Origin of the sequence: Pediococcus damnosus (assembly GCF_001611155.1) — a bacterium.
Taxonomy (GTDB): domain Bacteria; phylum Bacillota; class Bacilli; order Lactobacillales; family Lactobacillaceae; genus Pediococcus; species Pediococcus damnosus.
In genome coordinates this window covers 1,487,197-1,507,214 of sequence record NZ_CP012294.1, presented here as the reverse complement: position 1 = coordinate 1,507,214, position 20,018 = coordinate 1,487,197, and the positions used below count along the sequence as shown (strand labels likewise).

Annotated in this window: 16 protein-coding genes; 4 read left to right on the top strand and 12 right to left on the bottom strand. The window is 39.9% G+C overall.

The window, feature by feature from the left end:
* Positions 1 to 41 precede the first annotated feature (41 nt).
* The gene (locus ADU73_RS06995; RefSeq protein ID WP_046871682.1) at positions 42 to 4,418 is read right to left on the bottom strand and encodes a hypothetical protein; all 4,377 of its coding nucleotides are present in this window, start codon (positions 4,416 to 4,418) and stop codon (positions 42 to 44) included.
* Between the two features lie 158 nt (positions 4,419 to 4,576).
* Here ADU73_RS06995 and ADU73_RS06990 point away from each other — a divergent pair, with 158 nt between their 5' ends.
* Complete coding sequence (locus tag ADU73_RS06990; protein ID WP_010620873.1) at positions 4,577 to 5,749, top strand: IS256 family transposase; 1,173 nt, start codon at positions 4,577 to 4,579, stop codon at positions 5,747 to 5,749.
* A 209-nt stretch (positions 5,750 to 5,958) separates the two neighbouring features.
* Here ADU73_RS06990 and ADU73_RS06985 read toward each other — a convergent pair whose 3' ends face one another.
* The 4 genes from ADU73_RS06985 to ADU73_RS06970 form a co-directional block, all read right to left on the bottom strand.
* A complete protein-coding gene (locus ADU73_RS06985) occupies positions 5,959 to 7,371 on the bottom strand; it encodes a C69 family dipeptidase (RefSeq protein ID WP_046871675.1) in 1,413 nt (470 codons plus the stop codon).
* Between the two features lie 129 nt (positions 7,372 to 7,500).
* Positions 7,501 to 8,943, bottom strand: coding sequence for an APC family permease (locus ADU73_RS06980; RefSeq protein ID WP_046871671.1), 1,443 nt, complete (start codon positions 8,941 to 8,943; stop codon positions 7,501 to 7,503).
* 123 nt (positions 8,944 to 9,066) lie between these two features.
* Positions 9,067 to 9,840, bottom strand: a complete 774-nt coding sequence (locus tag ADU73_RS06975; RefSeq protein WP_046871670.1) for an ABC transporter permease — start codon at positions 9,838 to 9,840, stop codon at positions 9,067 to 9,069.
* A complete protein-coding gene (locus tag ADU73_RS06970) occupies positions 9,837 to 10,487 on the bottom strand; it encodes an ABC transporter ATP-binding protein (RefSeq protein WP_046871669.1) in 651 nt (216 codons plus the stop codon). The genes ADU73_RS06975 and ADU73_RS06970 overlap by 4 nt, the downstream gene beginning before the upstream one ends.
* 126 nt (positions 10,488 to 10,613) lie before the next feature.
* On the opposite strand from ADU73_RS06970, the gene ADU73_RS06965 reads away from it, so the two are divergent.
* The gene (locus tag ADU73_RS06965; RefSeq protein WP_046871668.1) at positions 10,614 to 11,549 is read left to right on the top strand and encodes a glycosyltransferase family 2 protein; all 936 of its coding nucleotides are present in this window, start codon (positions 10,614 to 10,616) and stop codon (positions 11,547 to 11,549) included.
* Positions 11,550 to 11,610: 61 nt separating this feature from the next.
* Here the strand turns inward: ADU73_RS06965 and ADU73_RS06960 are convergent, their stop codons facing one another.
* From ADU73_RS06960 to ADU73_RS06950, 3 genes are all read right to left on the bottom strand, one after another.
* Positions 11,611 to 12,153 (bottom strand): MerR family transcriptional regulator, encoded by a 543-nt coding sequence (locus ADU73_RS06960; RefSeq protein ID WP_062913324.1) that lies wholly within the window; start codon positions 12,151 to 12,153, stop codon positions 11,611 to 11,613.
* A gap of 81 nt (positions 12,154 to 12,234) precedes the next feature.
* Complete coding sequence (locus ADU73_RS06955) at positions 12,235 to 13,446, bottom strand: multidrug effflux MFS transporter (RefSeq protein ID WP_046871666.1); 1,212 nt, start codon at positions 13,444 to 13,446, stop codon at positions 12,235 to 12,237.
* A gap of 68 nt (positions 13,447 to 13,514) precedes the next feature.
* Positions 13,515 to 14,399 (bottom strand): NAD(P)-dependent oxidoreductase, encoded by an 885-nt coding sequence (locus ADU73_RS06950; protein ID WP_080945535.1) that lies wholly within the window; start codon positions 14,397 to 14,399, stop codon positions 13,515 to 13,517.
* 141 nt (positions 14,400 to 14,540) lie between these two features.
* Between ADU73_RS06950 and ADU73_RS06945 the strand changes: the two genes are divergently transcribed.
* Both ADU73_RS06945 and rlmD read left to right on the top strand, forming a co-directional pair.
* Positions 14,541 to 15,008 carry an 8-oxo-dGTP diphosphatase gene (locus ADU73_RS06945; RefSeq protein WP_046871665.1) on the top strand — a complete coding sequence of 156 codons (468 nt, stop codon included), beginning with the start codon at positions 14,541 to 14,543 and terminating at the stop codon, positions 15,006 to 15,008.
* A gap of 41 nt (positions 15,009 to 15,049) precedes the next feature.
* A complete protein-coding gene (gene rlmD, locus ADU73_RS06940) occupies positions 15,050 to 16,492 on the top strand; it encodes a 23S rRNA (uracil(1939)-C(5))-methyltransferase RlmD (protein ID WP_046871664.1) in 1,443 nt (480 codons plus the stop codon).
* A gap of 180 nt (positions 16,493 to 16,672) precedes the next feature.
* Here the strand turns inward: rlmD and ADU73_RS06935 are convergent, their stop codons facing one another.
* The 4 genes from ADU73_RS06935 to ADU73_RS06920 all read right to left on the bottom strand — a co-directional run bounded on the left by ADU73_RS06935 (position 16,673) and on the right by ADU73_RS06920 (position 20,016).
* A complete protein-coding gene (locus ADU73_RS06935) occupies positions 16,673 to 17,089 on the bottom strand; it encodes a YolD-like family protein (RefSeq protein ID WP_046871663.1) in 417 nt (138 codons plus the stop codon).
* A 4-nt stretch (positions 17,090 to 17,093) separates the two neighbouring features.
* A complete protein-coding gene (locus ADU73_RS06930) occupies positions 17,094 to 17,411 on the bottom strand; it encodes a hypothetical protein (protein ID WP_052694514.1) in 318 nt (105 codons plus the stop codon).
* The gene (locus tag ADU73_RS06925) at positions 17,404 to 18,702 is read right to left on the bottom strand and encodes a Y-family DNA polymerase (protein WP_046871661.1); all 1,299 of its coding nucleotides are present in this window, start codon (positions 18,700 to 18,702) and stop codon (positions 17,404 to 17,406) included. Before ADU73_RS06925 ends, ADU73_RS06930 begins: the two co-directional genes overlap by 8 nt.
* A 147-nt stretch (positions 18,703 to 18,849) precedes the next feature.
* Positions 18,850 to 20,016, bottom strand: coding sequence for an ArgE/DapE family deacylase (locus ADU73_RS06920; RefSeq protein WP_046871660.1), 1,167 nt, complete (start codon positions 20,014 to 20,016; stop codon positions 18,850 to 18,852).
* Positions 20,017 to 20,018 lie beyond the last annotated feature (2 nt).

Genomic DNA, 20,018 nt, shown 5'->3' with positions numbered 1-20,018 from the left:
TTTTTAATCCTTTTCGTTAGTGATCCACACTACAATTATTTCTATTGTTTCTTTCTTAAACGAAGAATTGGTCCTGCAAGCAATGTCAAGACAAGCAGTAATCCTCCAATAATCATTAACCCAATTTCTCTTCTTTCATCAGATTGTGGTAACTTATCATTTTGCGTTTGATCCTGATCATTGCCATCGGCAGCCTTAGCTGTATTGCCCACTTGGTTTTGATTATTTTTGAGATCATTCTGATCAGTATTTACATTTTTCCCCAGGCTTTGATTACTTTGATCAGTATTTGCATCTTTCCCTTGATTTTTGCCATTTTTGGAGCTACTTTGTCCAGCATTAGAATTGTCTTTCTGCGAATCTTGTCCATCTGATCCACTATTATCAGTATTACCATTTTTTATGACTGTTAAAAATGCAACATCTGAAGTCTTAGTTACATAGCTGTTGCTAACAACAACTCTAAATTTACTTCGATTACTTTCTGTTCCTTTGGTGGTATATTTGCGGTTTGTTGCACCATTAATATCCTGCCACTTACCATTGATCAACTGTTGCCATTGATAACTCTTCACGTCCGAATCAGCTTTTGCTACAAATGTAGCTTTTTGACCTTCAGCAACCGTTTGATCTTTAACTTCAGGCTTAGCTAATTCTTTGACCGTCAGACTGGCTGCATCTGATGTCTTATTTACATGGCCGTTATCAACAATCACGCGGAATTTACTTTGATCAGCCTCAGTACCTTCAGTTGTGTACTCATTCTTATCAGCGCCATCAATATCTTTCCACTCATCATCAATCAATTGTTGCCATTGATAACTCTTTGCGGTCGAGTCAGCTTTTGTGGTAAATGTTGCCTTTTGGCCCTCTAAAACCGTTTTATCACTAACCTGTGGTTTGGCTAATTCTTTAACAGTGAGACTGGCCGCATTTGATGTTTTAGTTACATAGCCGTTATCAACGATCACACGGAATTTGCTTTGATCTGCCTCAGTACCTTCAGTTGTGTACTCATTTTCATCAGCCCCATCGATATCTTTCCACTCATCATCAATCAATTGTTGCCATTGATAACTTTTTGCGGTCGGGTCAGCTTTTGTGGTGAAAGTTACCTTTTGGCCCTCTAAAACTGTTTCATCTGCAACTTCTGGTTTCGCGAGTTCTTTGACTGCCAGCACTGCCGCATTCGAATATTTATTGATATGCCCATTATCAACATTTACACGGAACTTACTTTGATCAGCATCAGTACCGTCAGTCGTGTACTCCGTTTTATCGGCTCCGTCAATATCTTTCCATTCATCATCAATCAATTGTTGCCATTGATAACTCTCTGCAGTCGGATCAGCCTTTGTTTTGAATGTTGCCTTTTGGCCCTCTAAAACTGTTTCATCTGCAACTTCTGGTTTGGCCAATTCTTTGACGGTCAGTTTGGCTGTTTCTGATGTCTTAGTTACATAGCCATTATCTACAATTACGCGGAATTCGCTTTGATCGGCTTCAGTACCTTCAGTTGTGTACTCATTCTTATCAGCGCCGTCAATATCCTTCCAATCACCATCAATCTTTTGTTGCCACTGATAGCTCTTTGCTGTCGAACCGCCCTTGGTTGTGAATGTTGCCTTTTGGCCCTCCAAGACTGTTTCATCAGCAACTGTTGGTTTGGCTAATTCTTTAACTGTCAGTTTTGCCGTTTCTGATGTCTTAGTTATATAGCCATTATCTACAATTACACGAAATTCGCTTTGATCGGCTTCAGTGCCTTCAGTTGTGTACTCATTCTTATCAGCGCCGTCAATATCCTTCCAATCACCATCAATCTTTTGTTGCCAATGATAACTCTTTACATCTGCATCTTTTTCCGTACTAAAAGTTGCTTTTTGACCTTCTAAAACTGTTTCATCTGCAACTGATGGTTTTGCTAGTTCTTTAACTGTAAGGCTTGCAGCATTTGATGTCTTAGTTACATGACCATTATCTGCGATTACACGGAACTCACTTTGATCGGCTTCTGTACCTTTGGTTTCGTACTCATTTTTATCAGCATCGTCAATATTTTCCCAATCGCCATCAATTAGTTGTTGCCATTGGTAACTTACACCAGAAACTGCTTTAGTTGTGAAAATTGCCTTTTGCCCTTCTAAAACTGTTTCATTATCAACTGTTGGCTTGACTAACTCTGTAACCGTCAGCACTGCCTCATTGGAATACTTATTAATATGACCATTATTTGCTCTCACACGAAACTTACTTTGATCGGATTCTGTACCTTTAGTTTCGTATTCATGTTTAGTAGCACCATCAATATTTTCCCAATCACCATCAATTAGTTGTTGCCATTGGTAACTTACACCAGAAACTGCTTCAGTTGTGAAGGTTGCCTTTTGGCCTTCTAAAGCCGTTTTATCAGCAACTTCAGGTTTAGCTAATTCGGTAACCGTCAACACGGCCGCATCTGAATATTTATCGATATGACCATTATTAGCTTTTACCCGGAACTCGCTTTGATCGGCTTCAGTACCTTTAGTCTCGTACTCGTTTTTATCAGCCCCGTCAATATTCTCCCAGTCGCCATCAACCTTTTGTTGCCATTGGTAACTCACACCGGAAACAGTTTCAGTTGCGAAGGTTGCCTTTTCACCTTCTAAAACTGTTTTGTCAGCAACTGTTGGCTTAACTAATTCCGTAACTGTCAACACTGCTTCATTGGAATACTTATTAATATGCCCATTATTTGCTCTCACACGAAATTTACTTTGATCTGCTTCTGTACCTTTAGTTTCGTATTCATGGTTAGTGGCGCCAGCGATATTTTCCCAGTCACCATCAATTAGTTGTTGCCATTGGTAGCTTACACCCGAAACAGCTTCAGTTGTAAATGTTGCCTTTTGGCCTTCTAAAACTGTTTCATCAGCAACTTCAGGCTTGACTAACTCTGTAACCGTCAGCACTGCCTCATCTGAATACTTATTAATATAACCATTATTTACTCTCACACGAAACTTGCTTTGATCTGCTTCTGTACCTTTAGTTTCGTATTCATGATTAGTAGCCCCATCGATATTTTTCCATTCATCATCAATCCATTGTTGCCATTGATAATTCACACCGGCAACAGCCTCAGATGTGAATGTTACCTTTTGGCCTTCTAAAACCTCTTGATTTTCAATTTCAGGATTCATTAACTCAGCAACAGTCAAAGTTGCCACATTTGATTCATCAACTAAACTTCCACTTGTTGCTTTTACTTTGTATTGAGTACCATCAGCTTCATCACCATTAGTTGTGTAAGTTGAACTTGTCGCACCACTAATGGGTTCAAAAGAATCACCATCTTTCTTTAACCACTGGTAATGAACACCACTAACGGGTTCCTCAACTTTAAATGTGGCCTTCTGGCCTTCAAGAACGCTTTGATCTGCAATAGTAGGTGTTATGCCAGTAACCGTAAGTGTCGCTGCATTAGAAGTCTTTGTCAATACATTATCTGTACCATATTTTACTGTAACTCGATACTCTGTTGTTCCAACAGCATCAGTTCCATCAGTTCTATAAGTTCTATTTGTTGCTCCCTCAATATCTGCCCACTGACCTCTTTCCCGTTTTTGCCACTGATACTCAGCTACGTGATCGGCATTAATATTTTCAGCTGTAAAAGTTACCGATACTCCAGCTGAAATTGTGTGACTTGCCACCGTTGGAATTTCTGCCTTATTGTAGGTATATCTAGCTGATGTTGAACCCGACATCCCTGAAGAAAAGCGAATAATGTAATTCCCAGACTCCTTTTCACTCCATGCTCCCGCTTCCCAAGTTGCTTGCCCAACAGAATTTGTAGTAACCATTCCATGTGATACAGAATGTTCTGGGCCAGAATCTGGTTTAAAATACAGTCCATACGTCACTCTCGTGTTGGCTGAGGCGTCGATTGAAACAGGCAAAATAAGTAATGCAGTTTCCAGACCACCTGGACTGTAGCTATCCCATTCATTCACTTCTGAAGGAGATATGGTAACTGACGCCGACGCTCTTGCATCTTTCTTATCCTTCACTTTTTCTTCGACCTTTTCCGATGCTATCTTATTTTTAGAGTTTTCTACTTGTTCTTCGTCTTTAGAGTTGTTATCATTTTTTAATTCTGTTTGTTCTTTATCTTTAGAATTACTATCAACTTTTTTTGAACTTTCGTCGTCTGATTCTACAGCCATATTTTCTACCTTTTTAGATAAATCAGGTAGCTGTTCAGCGTCCTTAACATCCTGATTTTTTTTGCTCGTCTTTTGCGAGCTTTCAACATTTTGTGCAGAAATATTTACCATGGGTAGAATTGACGTTGAGAGAAGCGGAATAGTACAAGACATTACAATCAATCGCCGAATTTTACTACTTTGCTTTTTATATACTTTTTTCTTCATTAGGATCCCCTTTATAATATTTATTTTATGGTTATTATAAATGATTATAAAAGCTTAAACGAGTGTTTAAATAATTATGTGTAAATGATTCATTGAAAAAGGGAAGCCTCTCCCTTATGATAGTTAGCGTCTAAACAAACATCACAGGAGGCTTCCCCATGAATCAGTTTACCAAAGAAATCGTCACAGCACTAGCGCAGCGTCAGGATCTAGATATTATTTTCAAAGATCAACTAGAAACGGCCGTTAATGAGCTATTACAAAATGAACTTTCTGCATTTTTAGGTTATGAGCCCTATGATAGGAATGGCTTCAATTCAGGAAATTCTCGTAATGGCCACTACACGAGAACCTTTAATACAAAATATGGCGAATTGAATCTTACGATTCCCCGTGATCGAAACGGAGAATTTGTTAACCACACATTACCAGCCTATCAACGACGAACAGACCAGTTAGAACAAACCATCATTCAGCTTTATCAAAAGGGAATTACCACTCATGAGATCGCCGATCTGATGGAAAAAATGTATGGTTCCTATTACACGCCACAGACAGTTTCCAATCTAACTAAGGTAGTTAACGAACAAGTTGAAGCTTTCAAGAATCGAACGTTATCAGAACGGTACGCTGTCGTTTATTTAGATGCCACATATCTTCCCTTGCGACGTGACACAGTTGCCAAAGAAGCAGTTCATATTGCGATTGGCATTCAACCTAATGGTCATAAGGAAGTGCTGTCTTACAAGATAGCTCCGACAGAATCTAGTTCTGTGTGGTCTGAAGTATTAGCTGATTTGAAGGATCGTGGCGTACAACAAACCTTACTTTTTGTGGCCGATGGATTGGTTGGCCTCGAAACTGCCGTTGGTAAATATTATCCAAACGCCGTTATTCAGCAATGCCTAGTTCATGTAAGTCGTAATATTTCGCATCATGTACGGGTTCATGACCGTAAAGCTGTGTTAAATGATTTTAAGTTAATTCATCAAGCAACCAATAAACGAATGGCTGAGCACAGCTTAGCCAACTTTGTTGACCATTGGCGCAAAAGATATCCCAAAGTTACGCAAGCTTTATTAAAGAACCAGAAATTACTGGTATTTTTTAATTTTCCACCGGCTATCCGGTCTAGTATTTATAGTACCAATCTTATCGAATCATTTAACAAAAAATTTAAGCGACAAACAAAGAAACGTGAACAATTTCCCAACGAAGAATCTTTGGAAAGAACCTTAATGACTGTAATTCTTGATTACAATGACAAATTTGGGCGACGAACACATAAAGGGTTCAACCTAGTTCAAGACACTTTAGAATCAATGTTTTAGTTCAAAAGTGAGAGGCTTTTTCATTTACACATAAAATTTGACACTCTCGCTTAAACTGATAACCGTCAACAAATATATACATATAAAAGATAATTTATTTGTAAGTAACTACATCTGATTAACAACTTTCAAATGATATTTAATTATTTTAAGTACAAAATGGCTGGCTTTCTTTATGAAAGCCAGCCATTTTTTTATTCTAGAACATCTTATAAATTCTTATCCATATTAAACGTCAATTTAGATAATCCAGCGCCCTGCACAACCAAACTCCCTATGAAATCAACGGTTTGTTTACGCATTTCAGTAACCAAAACCTTATTCTGCTCAGTTAAATAATCCGATAAGGCTGATCCTGTTAAATCACGAGCTTTATTATCAGTATTTTCCAAATAACGGCGTTGTGTTTCGCGAATGGCAGTTAAGTAATCACGTGAGTTTTGGACAAATTGCGGATAATGACTTTCGACCATCATCGATAATGTGCGGTACATCCAGTAAGCGTCACTAAAGTTGAAACTCATGGCTGTATTCTTGTAGCTATCATCTGTATCGGTCGCATTACTGTAAAACGGTACGTAAGGACTGAAAGATGGCACCCCAAAGTTCAACCAGTAAATGGCCGCTTGTTCAGCTGGCACATTATTCCGAATTTGCAGAACATGTGAATTTTGCGTTCTATTCATGGAAATTGGACGGTATCGATACTTGTCGGCACTCTCGCCAGGTGCCAATGGATCATATTGAGTTTCGTTATAGTGGGAACCTAAAATGAATTCGACATCTTCGACCGAAATCTTGTGCGTTGTATGACAGATAAAGGGAAGCTCACCAGATTCTGGTTCCTGTTCAATTTCAGGATTCAAAAATTTCTGTGCATACCAAACTCGTGGCGTGTTGTAATGGCGGTCTTTTTCGTTAAACGTGCCAAAAATATGTCGGAAATTCCATCCTTGCGCATCCACATTCAAATGATGTTTCTCAACAAAGTCCTGAATGCCATCTGCCCACATGAAATTATCAGGATCATTGAAATCAACTTGCTGAATCGCAACTTCATTGGCAGCTATCGCATACGCATCATCTGGAATCCGTTGTGCCACCCAGTAATGACCAGTCACGATTTCCATGTACCAAACATTGTCTTTATCACTGAAAAGCACACTGTTTCCAGCGTTCGACCCATATTTAGCAATCAGATCCCCAAGGCGTTTGACTCCATCCTGCGCGGAATCCACATAAGGAAGCACCATCGTTTCAAGCGAATCTTCACCTAAGCCATCTTTAATCAAAGGATCATAGGCTAATGTCCGTTCATTGCCATAGGTACTTTCAGTTGCACTAACGGCGACGTTTTTCTCATTAATGCCGCTTTCATCATTCACACCTTCGTGTAACTTGTTGGGATCCGCATCAGGAGTAGCGGTATACCGATAACCATCTGCAGGCAATGGTGCTTCAAATCCATTTAATTTGGACTTTAAAACAACTTTTTGACCTTTAACGGCAGGGTGCATATAAAACTTCTTCGGGTGAATCGGCAAATACCGATCCTCGTTTCGAGCAATCATCGTTGAACCATCTAAACTGGCCTTTTTTCCAACTAAAACTGAGGTACACATACTGGTTACTTTATTCACGTTTCATCGTCTCCATTTCTGTGTCAATAACCCCATTCTACCAGAAAACGAATGCGTAGATTGACAAAAAAAGCCTGCCCATCGTTAAATGGCCAAACTCATTTAAAAATCTTATTTATTTTTATCGCGACGTGCAATCATCGGCATGATAAAGCCTAATGCGATTAACACAATTGGGGTAATAATGTTTAAGCCTAATTGTAAAAACCAGCCGTGAGGATCTGAAGAAAAGCTAACCTTTGGAACCATTCCTAAGACACACACGAAGGCGGTAAAAATGAAGCACCAGAAACCAAGTAACCAGCCGATCGTCTTATTTTTGACAAACATATAATCAGAATGAAATTTGTTCATATGCTTGCTCAAAAGCATGAAGGCCACGAAGACCCAAAGGTAACGAAGCGGCATGACAATTGAGTTTAAGTTTAAGAGCCAATTGTAAAGCTGTTGAATATTTTTAATTCCCAGTCCAGGAAGGATAATCAAGATTCCAACCAGAATTCCCGTCATCTTGTAACCATTAATGAATACCCCATGCTTGTTGAGTTTCATTAATGACTTAGGAACATATTCATCATTATGGCCTGAAAGTAAAATTCGTAGTGGCGCATCAATCGAAACAATCAAGGCCGCAATCTGACCAATGGAATTGGTTAATCCGTAAGTGATCATCAGAGCATTGCCGATATGATAATACTGGCCCAGCCGCTGAAAGGCACTGTAAGCTCCGTTCATCATCAAATCCTTAGGAATCGCCTTACTGTTGAATAAAATGGCCATGCCGACGGATCCAGCAATTGCACAAACTCCCACTAGGATAGCTAACACAATCATTCCAAGCGGAAATTCTTTGGACGGATTTTTGGTTTTGTTAACATATGGCGCGATCTTTTCAGAACCACCAACCGCTAAGACTAACATCGATAACGTCGTAAAATAGCTAAAATTAAAGTTTGGAATATATGTTTTCACATGCGTTAAGTTCTGCGTTGCTGCGGTAACGTTTGGTAAATGGGGTGCCGCAATTGCCAGGAAAATAAACAGAATCGACATGACAAACGTTGCGGTTCCGGCAAACGTCGCAATGACTCCAAGCGTTGTAATTCCCTTTGAAGCTACCCACATGAAAAATAGAAAAACAATTAAACATAAAATTGAAAAAATGGCTGTTGAAAAATGACTAAAGTAGGTTCCAGCTCCGGTAAACGCCCAACTAATGGCGATTAAAATATTTTGTGGCTTCTGTGCTAAGTATGGCACATGCACAACCCAGTATGTCCAGGCTGCAAAGTAAGCCAATCCTCGCGTAGAAGTGGCATCAATCCAAGAACTAACCCCACCACCACTCTTTTGAAAGGTCGATCCAAGCTGGCCTACCATTAATGTATACGGAATAAAGTAGACCGCTAAAATGATAATCCATGATGTGATAACCGACGCGCCTTGTTGCGCATAGTTATTCACAACATTGTTAAATCCCCAAACAGTATTGAACGCGATCAATGCAATTGTAAACCAACGAAATTGCTTTGTATTAGTACTCGTGTCTCCCAATTTAACCAGCTCCCCATATTATTAGATTATTTAAGTCTATTATACCGGAGAACTGTAAGGGCTTCCTGTGATGTTAGTGAGCGTTTTCACAAATTGCTAATTTTTTACTCATAGTTTTATTAGTTAGTCATTATTGGGCATGTCTTTAAGTTGTTTTCGAGAATTGTAAAAATTTCGATATGCCAAGTAACAGGCAATTACGGAGCCAATACTGGTTGCTGAAAGTAACATAAAGGTGACCATGATTTGATACTTAATTGCCCGAACTGGATCGACGCCAGCAAAAATAAGTCCAGACATCATTCCTGGTAAACTCACAATCCCGACTGTTTTAGCTGAATCAATTGTGGGCGCCATCCCCGTTTTAATACTTTCGCGAAGAATTCCAATCGAGGCATCACGCACCGTTCCGCCCAAAGCCAGGCGTTCCATAACACTTTGGCGCTGATCACGAAATTTCGTATTCATACTGCGGTAGCACAGCCCAATCGCCACCATCGAATTGCTTGCAATCATTCCAGAAATTGGAATCACTTGCGATGGAATTAGTTTAATGGCTCCTGATAGAATCAAAACTCCCAACGTTACGCCGGTACTTGCAAGAATAGCCACAAAGGAGATCGGTAAGGCATGTGCCATTCCATTACTCCGTTTTTGCGCATTCCATGAAGCATTAAATAAGATAATTAGAATCATGACTAACGTTAAAAAGACATTATTTACTCTAAATACATATTTCAATAAATAGCCAACCACAAAAAGTTGAATAACGGCCCGAATAACCGCCGTAATAATTTCTCGATCAATTCCTAACTTTTCCCGATAGCCAATCCACATCGCAACTAAAACCAGCAAACCTGCTAGGGTTAATGACCAATTACTCACATCAAGATTCATTTTGTGACCTCCAACTTTCCTTTTACAATGGTGATTATGTGACTAGCCTGTGCAATTTCAGTTGCATCATGGGTCACCGCCAGGATTGTGACATGGTGATCCTTATGAAAATGCTCAATTAAATTATGCACAATGTCCTTATTCGCTTCATCAAGACCAGCCGTCACCTCGTCTAAAAGTAAGACATCTGGTGAAAACATAATGTTACGAATCATCGCCACTCGTTGTTTTTCACCACCAGAAAGTTCCGTAATCTTTTTACTTAGATAACTTTCTGGTAACCCAACGTACTCAAGGGCCGATTTTTGTTTGGCCACGTCAATATCAGCATTGCGGATTTGAAAGGGAAAGTCTAAATTATCGGCCACGGTTCTCCCGAATAACGTAGGTTGTTGAAAACAGTAAGACACCTGCCGGCGATATTCAATTGGATCTTTTTCGCTAATATCTTGTCCTTTAAACAAAATTTTACCTTCAGTCGCGGTGAGCAATGACGCTAGGACGCGTAGTAAGGTGCTCTTACCACCACCGGAGGGCCCTGTAATTGTCAAATAGTCTTCAGCTCCTACTGATAATGAAATTCCTTGTAAAATTTGATTTTCTTGAGCTCGATATCCAACATTTTGAAGCTCTAAAATTGCCGTCATATTACCATCTCCAAACGTTTCGTTTTATTAACTCCATTATATCTTGTCGTCATTGAATTGAGAACTTTTTGTACTTACTTCCGAAGGAGATGTTATAATTTAAAAGAAATAGGAGGAGTTTAGCTAATGAAAACTGTATCAATGATCGTCCCATGTTTTAATGAACAAGAATCCGTGCCAATTTACTTTAAAGCAATTACTAAAGTCTTTGAAGATCCTCAAATGAAAGATTACACTTTGGAACTTTGGTTCATTGATGATGGTTCATCAGACGCGACCTTAAATGAACTTAAAACTCTCAATGCCCAACATCCTGAAACAGCGCATTATATTTCGTTTTCTCGAAACTTTGGGAAAGAATCTGCAATCCTTGCTGGCTTAGAAGCAGCAACTGGTGAAATTGTGGGCTTGATGGATGTTGACTTGCAAGATCCTCCTGAATTACTTCCAAAAATGCTTCGTGAACTACATACTGGTGAGTATGATGCAATTGGCACTCGCCGCGTTGGTCGTGAAGGAGAGCCAGCATTCCGGTCATTCCTTTCAAACATGTTCTACAAATTAATCAATAAAATTTCTAAAGTTGAAATTGTCCCTAATGCCCGGGATTATCGCGTGATGACCCGCAAAGTGGTCAATGCCGTTTTGAATTTACCCGAAAGAAACCGTTTCTCAAAGGGAATTTTCAGCTGGGTTGGTTTCAAAACTAAATATTTAGACTTTGAAAATCGTGAACGGGTGGCCGGTAATACATCTTGGTCAATTTGGCAACTATTTGAATATTCACTGGAAGCCATTATTGATTTCTCTACAGCACCGCTGGCAATCGCTAGTTTTATAGGAATTTTTGCTTGCGTTGTGTCCGTGATCGCCGTTATTTTCATCATTATTCGGACGCTTTTCTTTGGTGCTACAACGGCTGGCTGGCCTTCGTTGGCAGCAATCATCCTCTTCATTGGTGGAATTCAGCTTTTCTGTTTGGGAATTCTTGGCAATTATGTCGGCCGGATCTATTCGGAAAGTAAACACCGTCCTGTTTATGTCGTTAGTGAGAAAAAATAATTTTAACAAAACAAAAAGCATTTGGAATTTAGCCGCTGGACTATTCCAAATGCTTTATTTATTAGGCTTCATCTGTTTCATCAGAACCGAAATGCCGTTGCCACCACGATTTCTTTTTTGGTGGTTCTTGTAGCAATTGTGCGTTCTTCTTAGTGACATCAGTCAATTCAGAAATCTGAGTTTGTAATTTCACATTTTCGTCATGATACTGTTGGTTTTGTTTAACCACTTGAGCCAACATTTCTTTGATCTCAGACAAATCCTTATTCTGAGCTTCAAACATCTTTGTATCAACTACGGCTGGTGACTTCGTATCTGCCTTTTTACTTTTTTCGGCTGCTTCTTTGTCTGTAAGTCCCAAAGTTACATCGACAGCTTGTTTTAATGTATGCCGATCTCCCAACAAATCATTCATTTGTTGCAAGAGCTTCATATCATCTTCGGAATAAATCCGACGTCCTCGACCATCATGTTGGAACTTATGGCCCATTTGTTCCATTTCTTTAGCCCAATTACCTAAAGTTGCTAAACTACCAATTCGGTCTACTTTATTAACAACTTCAGAGCCTGTTATGTATTCATCTGCTTTAATATCTTTTGCCATATTGTCCACCCCGCTTTTAACTTAATTGTACTACAATTAGTTCAAAATTTGAAGTTAAAATTAAGTTCACAAAGGCCATAATTACTGGTTTTGTTTTTTTCCCTCGAGTTTTGTTAGAATGCCAAATAATCCTAGCGCTCCTAACTCACTAATTAAGATCAAAACGGCCATTGGTGCATAACTACGATTGCCAAGTGCGCCAGCTAACGGCGTAAATATACCACCCACAATGTTCATTAAAAGGCCTAAAACTGCCGAAGCACTCCCAGTGTTAGTGCTTTGACTGCTCATTGCAATCGAGGTCGCAATCGTATTAACTATGCCAATACAGATTACCACCACAAACAATGGGACAGCCACCAACAAAATATTCGGGGTTAACAATAAACTACCGACCATAATTACCCCGGATACCGATCCCAAAATTAACGCCAAGCTTAATACTTGCCGACCAGAAAGTTTGTTGGTCAAGTAGGCCGGAATATTATTACCAATGATGATGCCTAGTCCATTCAGGGCGTATAGTAAGCTAAATTGTTGGGCAGTTAAGCGAAAGAAATTCTGAAAAACAAACGATGAAGCCGAAATATAACTAAATAAAGCGCCAAAAACGAGCCCTTGAATGAGTGCGATTAAGATAAATTCTCTTTGTTTGAACACGGATCCTAATGATCTAAAGCTCTGAAGAACGCCTTGTGTACTTCGTGAGCTTTGGGGCAAGGTTTCATCTAACGTCAGCCAAATGCCGAACACGACTAAAACGCCAATCACTGTTAAGAACCCAAAAATTCCACGCCAACTCATGAAGTTCAATAAGAATCCGCCGATGATAGGTGAAATGATTGGAAAGATGCCGTTCACACCCATTAAGATAGAAAAAAACTTGATTAATTCTTTGCCTGAAAACAAATCGCGAGCCACCGCCCGTGAAAGAACCTGCCCAGCTGATCCTGCCAGCCCTTGAATAAACCGCAGCACAAGGAACAGGGTAATCGAATGGACTAGCATGATCAGAACTGAGGTTAAAGCAAACAACGCGAAACCAATGGCAAGTGGCACTTTTCGCCCAAATTTATCACTTAACGGGCCCACAATTAATTGCCCCACAGCAAGCCCAATCAAACAAAAAGTAATACTTAATTGAATAACTGAGGTACTTGTGTGAAATGCTGCTTGCATAGTTGGTAACGCTGGTAAATACATATCTAACGATAAAGGACCGGTTGCACTGATTAATCCAAGAAAAAAGGTTAACCAGAGCTTCCGACCCTTTGAGACTTGATTAGTTTTCATTTATATGACTCCTGCTCCGAATTTAACTTCAGAACTCAGTGTAACCTAGTTTAGCTTTAAAAAACAAATCAATCTGGTAATTTTCCGGTTGTCCACCAAAGTTTTACAAGTGCTTGAGTACCATCATTGCCTAAATGTTTTTCATCGACTAACCGCGCATACAAATTACGGGCCGCATCTGTCGCGGGTAAACTAATATGCATCCGATCAGCTTCATTTAACGCAATACGTAGATCTTTCAAGAAATGTTTTGCAAAAAAGCCTGGCGTATAATCATTTTTAAGAATTCGAGGTGCATAATTTTCCATACTCCAATTATCAGCACCACCACTTTCAAGAGTTTGCAGAACCTTTGGTAAATCAAGTCCAGCGGCATTAGCATAAACTAACATTTCACTCATCCCGGTCATTGTGCCGGCAATCATGATTTGATTAGCCATCTTAGCGTTCTGTCCGGCTCCAGCTTCGCCAAAGTAGTTTGTCTGTTGGCCAATCACATCAAAAATTGGTTGTAAACTATCGTAAGCAGCCTTATTTCCGCCAACCATAATTGTTAGTGTGCCCTTTGCGGCGCCAATATCACCACCTGAAACAGGAGCATCGAGAACTTGAGTTCCCTTATCCGTTCCATATTTACTAATTTTCTTGGCTAAAGTTGGGGTACTGGTCGTCATATCGACCACGATCTGCCCTGATTTAGTGCCAGCAAAAATGCCGGTTTTTCCAAAATAAACCTCTTCAACATCCGGCGGGAAACCAACCATTGTGAAGACAATCTCACTAACTTCGGTGACAGCTTTTGCAGAATCTGCCCAAGTTGCGCCGGCTTCAACGACTGGATCGGCATGAGCTTTGGTCCGATTAAATACCGTTACCGAATAACCAGCCTTCAGCATATTTTTAATAATTCCGGTCCCCATCACACCAGTTCCTATAAATCCAATTTTTTTCAACTAGTTCATCTCCTAATCTTTACACCATTATCATACGCACTTTTTCGCCAAATTACAGCGATCGAGCTTTGTAAAAATAAATTTTTAACCCTAATTTCTGGTATGATAGAGGATGAAATCATTGTTGGAGGAATAATACCCATGTCACAAGTCCATTTGCCAGAAAAAACGATTTTAACAACCCTTGTCATGGTTGAAGATCCCGCTTCGAAAAAAGTGCTTCTTGAAGACCGCCGCAATCAAAATTGGGCTGGTATTACGTTTCCTGGTGGCCACGTTAACTCTGGTGAATCCTTTGTAGAATCCGCAATTCGTGAGGTTTATGAAGAAACACACCTTGAAATTCAGAATCCACAATTAATCGGGGTCAAACAGTTTATGGCTGATCCCCATGTTCGTTACATCGTATTTCTATTTAGAACCAACCAATTCAAAGGAACCCTGAAAGCTTCTAGCGAGGGCGACGTTTTCTGGAAGAATCCTTATGAAATTAAACAATCGCAAGTCGTTGATGATTTCTTTGATCTGTTACAGATTTTTAAAAGTTATGATGTTTCAGAATTATACTATCAAGATTATAATGGTCAGTCCGTCAAGCGCGTTGAATAGCTTTACACATGCTATTCACTCTAATTCAGAAAGGAATTCCAATGAACGACAACAAAAATTACAAACCACAATTTAAAAAAAATTATCATAAATCGAACCAGCCCAAGACCTCTGTGCAAGACACGATCGAAATTGGCCAACGCATTCCTTTAACTATCAAACGCCTCGGCATTAACGGTGAAGGAATTGGTTATTTCAAGCACACCATTTGTTTTGTCAAAGGAGCTTTGCCTGATGAAGTTGTGACTGCAACGGTAACTACCGTCCATCCTCGATATATGACAGCTGAATTGCATACCATTCGTGAAAAAAGTAAAAATCGGGTGGAACCACGCGATGCCTACGCTGACGAAGTGGGTGGTTTTGAATTAGAACACCTCGCCTATCCGGCTCAGCTGGAATTCAAGCGTGATGTTGTTCGCCAGGCCCTTGAAAAGTACCGTCCTGCCGGTCATCAATACTACAAACTTTTACCAACAATCGGTATGGATAATCCCTATGAATATCGGAATAAGGCTCAATTCCAGATTCGTAAATTAGATGGTAAGGTTGCTGCTGGCCTCTATAAGGAAGGGAGTCATGACCTCGTTGATTTACCAACGTGCAGTGTGCAACATCCCCTCACAATGAAAATTATGCGTCGCGTCGTTGCCCTGTTGGATGAACTTGACGTGCCAATTTACGACGAAGAACATGGTTCCGGAATCGTTAAAACAATCGTTGTGCGGGTGGCAGTTGCAACTAATGAAGCTCAGTTGGTTTTCATTACCAACTCTACCAAGCTTCCCCATAAACGTGAAATGATTGCTGAACTTCAAAAAGATTTTCTTGAAATTGTTTCTTATATGCAAAACGTCAATAAAGGCAAAACCTCCCTTGTTTGGGGAGATGACACAACTTGTTTAGCCGGTAAGACGTTTATTCAAGATAAATTAGATGGATTGACCTTCAATTTATCCGCACGGGCCTTTTACCAGTTGAATCCTTCTCAAACTTCCAAATTATATGCAGAAGCTCGCAAAGCATTGGATCTTTCTTCCGATGAAAACTTAGTTGATGCCTATTCTGGAGTCGGCACCATTGGCCTCTCCTTGGCTGACCAGGTTAAAGAAGTTCGTGGTATGGACATCATTCCAGAATCCGTTGAAGATGCCAACGAGAACGCCAAATTAAATGGCATCACTAATGCTACGTATGAGGTCGGTCGTGCTGAAGACCTTGTTTCACAATGGATGGCGGCTGGTTTTCATCCGGATGCATTGATTGTTGATCCACCACGGACCGGCCTAGACGATAAGCTCATTGAAACCATTCTTGCTGCCAAACCAGAACGCTTCGTGTACATCTCTTGCAACCCATCTACCTTGGCCCGAGACCTAACTAAATTGACCACTGACTACATTATCGATTACATTCAATCAATCGATATGTTCCCGCAAACAGCTCGTTGTGAAGCAGTTGTTAAGTTTACGCGTCGTTGGTAATAAATAACTAAAAGTTGAAAGTACAGGATTTCAAGCAGCTACTTAATATAAAAATGTTAATAGTTTAGATCCCGTCTTCCAGCAAATTCGGGCTGGAACAGCAATTAACTTTACGTTGGTCAGTTAAAACTCCAAACAATCTATAAAGTCCTTATCTTTTCAAAACAGATAAGGACTTTTTTATGTCTTTGAATTTAAGTTTTTCCAATCCACCGAACCAGTTTGTTCATGCACATTTCGGATATCTTCAAGCTTTACTGCTTGTAACTCACCTTCAGAATCAGCCAGAATGATCTCTTCTTCATAATAACCACTTACCGTTCCTGTCAACGAATCCACTTTTTCACCGTCTAACAGAGATTTTAACTGGATATGTATGAAATGCTTATTAATCCATGCTTGTTGTAATCGCTGACTAATTTTTTCGAGTGATTGTTCTGGAAGTTGCTTTTCTGGAACTTCAGCTTGTTTCATTTTTTTAATGGCGCTGGTATGATCCGATAGGAAAAATCCACCCCATTTCAGCATACCCCGATCATGATAATCATTTTTGAAAAATCGTTCCGTGACAGATTCATCGACCCGTTTAATGATCATTAAATCATCCCTTTGAAATCCGATTCTGGCTTTCCGGCCAAACTAATTCATGAAATCCTTTAAACTGCATGGTAATTTGAGTTTTCTTTTGGAGATTACGAATCACACTCTCTAAATACGCTAAATCATAATTTTCGATGGTGTGTAAAGGGATCGATTTTTCTCGTTGATTCTTGGGCTTAATCTCCAGAAAAAAGTTAAACGTCTGACTAAAATGGTCACGAACCACTAACATTTGATAAATTGTGCGTGACTTCCGTAAAAAATCTTTCTGTAATCTTTCTAAAATTAACTTGGCTGCTTGTTCACTGGTTTCAATCAAAACTATTTCCTCCATTATGACCACCCACTAAGGATGCTCTGCCTAGCATCGTTGCCCCATGCAATAAACTACTGGCCGGGACAAGCGCCGTAGTCCCAAATTGATCATGGACCTTATCCAAAACTCGGGTCATGAGATCATGCTTAATTTGCGTATGAGGATTCATAAACAAATTTAATTGCAATCCCTCATTTGAAGATAAGTGTGAAAGGGAAACGGCAATGTTACGGATTCCCTCGCCATCCCATGTTTTTCGGAAAAGGTAAATTAAATATTGATTAATCTGATCCGAACTTTCTGTAACCTCAATTCGCATAGAATGCGCAAACCCACTCTTACCACTAGTCTCGGCACTGACATATGAAAATCCAATCATCAAACTCACACACCCAGCTTGTTGATGGTGATGCCGCATGCGTGAAGCAACTTGATTTCCAATTTCTTTGATGACTGTTTCAATTTCGCGTTGTACGACATAATCTCTAGCCAAAACTTGGGAATTTCCCCAACTTTTATCACTCGGCTTAATCAAATTTGATAACTGACTACGATCAATCCCCCACGCTAATGCCAAAAGCTGCGTCCCGATAATGCCAAACTCGGCTTTCAACTGATACGGGTTCGAATGGGCAAGATCATCCATACTATGAATCCCAACCCGTTCTAGATGTGCCGCCGTTCGCCGACCAATACTCCAAACAGACTGCAAATCTGTAATTGGCCATATTTTTTCTGGAAAAGTCTCATAAGTTAAGGCCCCCATCCGATCATCATCGTGTTTGGCAATCAAATCTAAGGCCAACTTAGCCTGCACTGGATTTTCACCAATTCCAACCGTCGTCCATAATCCTAATTTATCGTGAACCGCCGTTTGAATTCGTTTAGCTACTTCTAAGGGAGTCCGACCAAATAACCGCCAAGACTTCGACATATCCAAAATAGATTCATCAATTGAATATGGATAACAGTCTTCGTCAGCCACAAACTGGAGAAAAATTTTATTGATTGCTAAATTCTTTTTTATGTACAAATTCATACGTGGTGGCACCACTGTTATGCGATCATCTTGCGGCAAATCTCGGCAACGTGACACATTGGTAATTCCAAATATTTCTTTGGCCCGCGGTGAGGCCGCTAAGATAAGACCGCCATTGGTGTTGTCTTCTTCTGACATCACAACCAAAACAGATTTCAACGGATCTTCGTCACGGGTGACAGATTCAACACTGGCATAAAATGATTTATTATCAATCATAAAAAACAAACCATGTGGTTCTCGATCATAATTCATCGTCCTCACCTCTTCACCTCTTCACCTCTTCACCTCTTCACCTCTTCACCTCTTCACCTCTTCACCTCATTATACGAACATACGTTCTAAAAAGTCAACAAAAAAACGTCTAGAATTTATTTTTCTAAACGTTCTCTGAATCTAAATTTAGACAGAGGCCAATACCCCAACAAACTGGCTAGCCACATCCTTTAGGTAGGCAATGCTGGTTAGATACTGAGAAATATCCACATATTCATCATAACCGTGAGAAGAACCATTTCCAGGTCCAACTAAGATAATTGGGAAATCTTTTTTTGCTTGAACAAATTCCGAACCATCATTGGCACCTGATGAACTTTCAACAGGAAGAATTTTATCAAAATACTTACCGCTGACCTTCTGGGCTAGTTTGGTTAGCGAATTCTCACCATTGACAATTGGCACCTCTGGATAAATAAATTTAATTGCCAATTTCATTTTTGGATCACTTGCATTTAAGTCATCCACAACTTGCTGAAGGTCGGTGAAAATTTGCTCATTTGAATATTCTGGAATTGAACGAATATTACCTTTGAGCATTGCATAATCCGGCACACTATTAACCTGTTTGCCACCCTCAATAATATCAATGCTATGCGTCATCTTTCCGAGTTTTGCATTTACTTCAGTATGTTGACTCATCAGCTTTTGAGCGGCCAGATAAAACTGCATCAAATTGTCAATGGCGTTTACACCCTCATCTGGACGAGAACTGTGAGCAGGTACCCCAACTGAAGTTACTTGATAGTCAATTACCCCTTTGCAACTCGTGATAATGCCGTCCATATGAGGTTCTGTAATAATTAACCCATCCAAATCATCAGCATAACCCTGCTGAGTCAAAACATGCGCGCCATATTCACCGGTTTCCTCGCCAACGGTGGCTAACAACTTAATTTGACCTTCAATTGAAGTTCCACTTTCTAACATTTCCAACATGATAATGATGGCGGCTGCCAGTCCGCTCTTCATATCAGAAGCACCACGGCCAAACAACTTGTCGGCCTTTTCATCCACAACGCCAGCAAAGGGATCATGTTCCCAATGATCAAGATTTCCAGGGTCAACCACATCCATATGCCCAGAAAAGCCTAAATGTTTTCCGCTGGGGTTTCCCATCGTAATCACTAGATTTGTTCGGCCAGTTGCAAATGGCACTTTTTTAATTTGAACTTTATCTGAATAGGGTTCAAACAGTGAAATAATGTAGTCTGCCACTTTTTCTTCGTGATCATTTACGGATGGAATCTGAATCAAGTTTTGTAAGATACTAATTTTTTCGTTATCTGTCATAT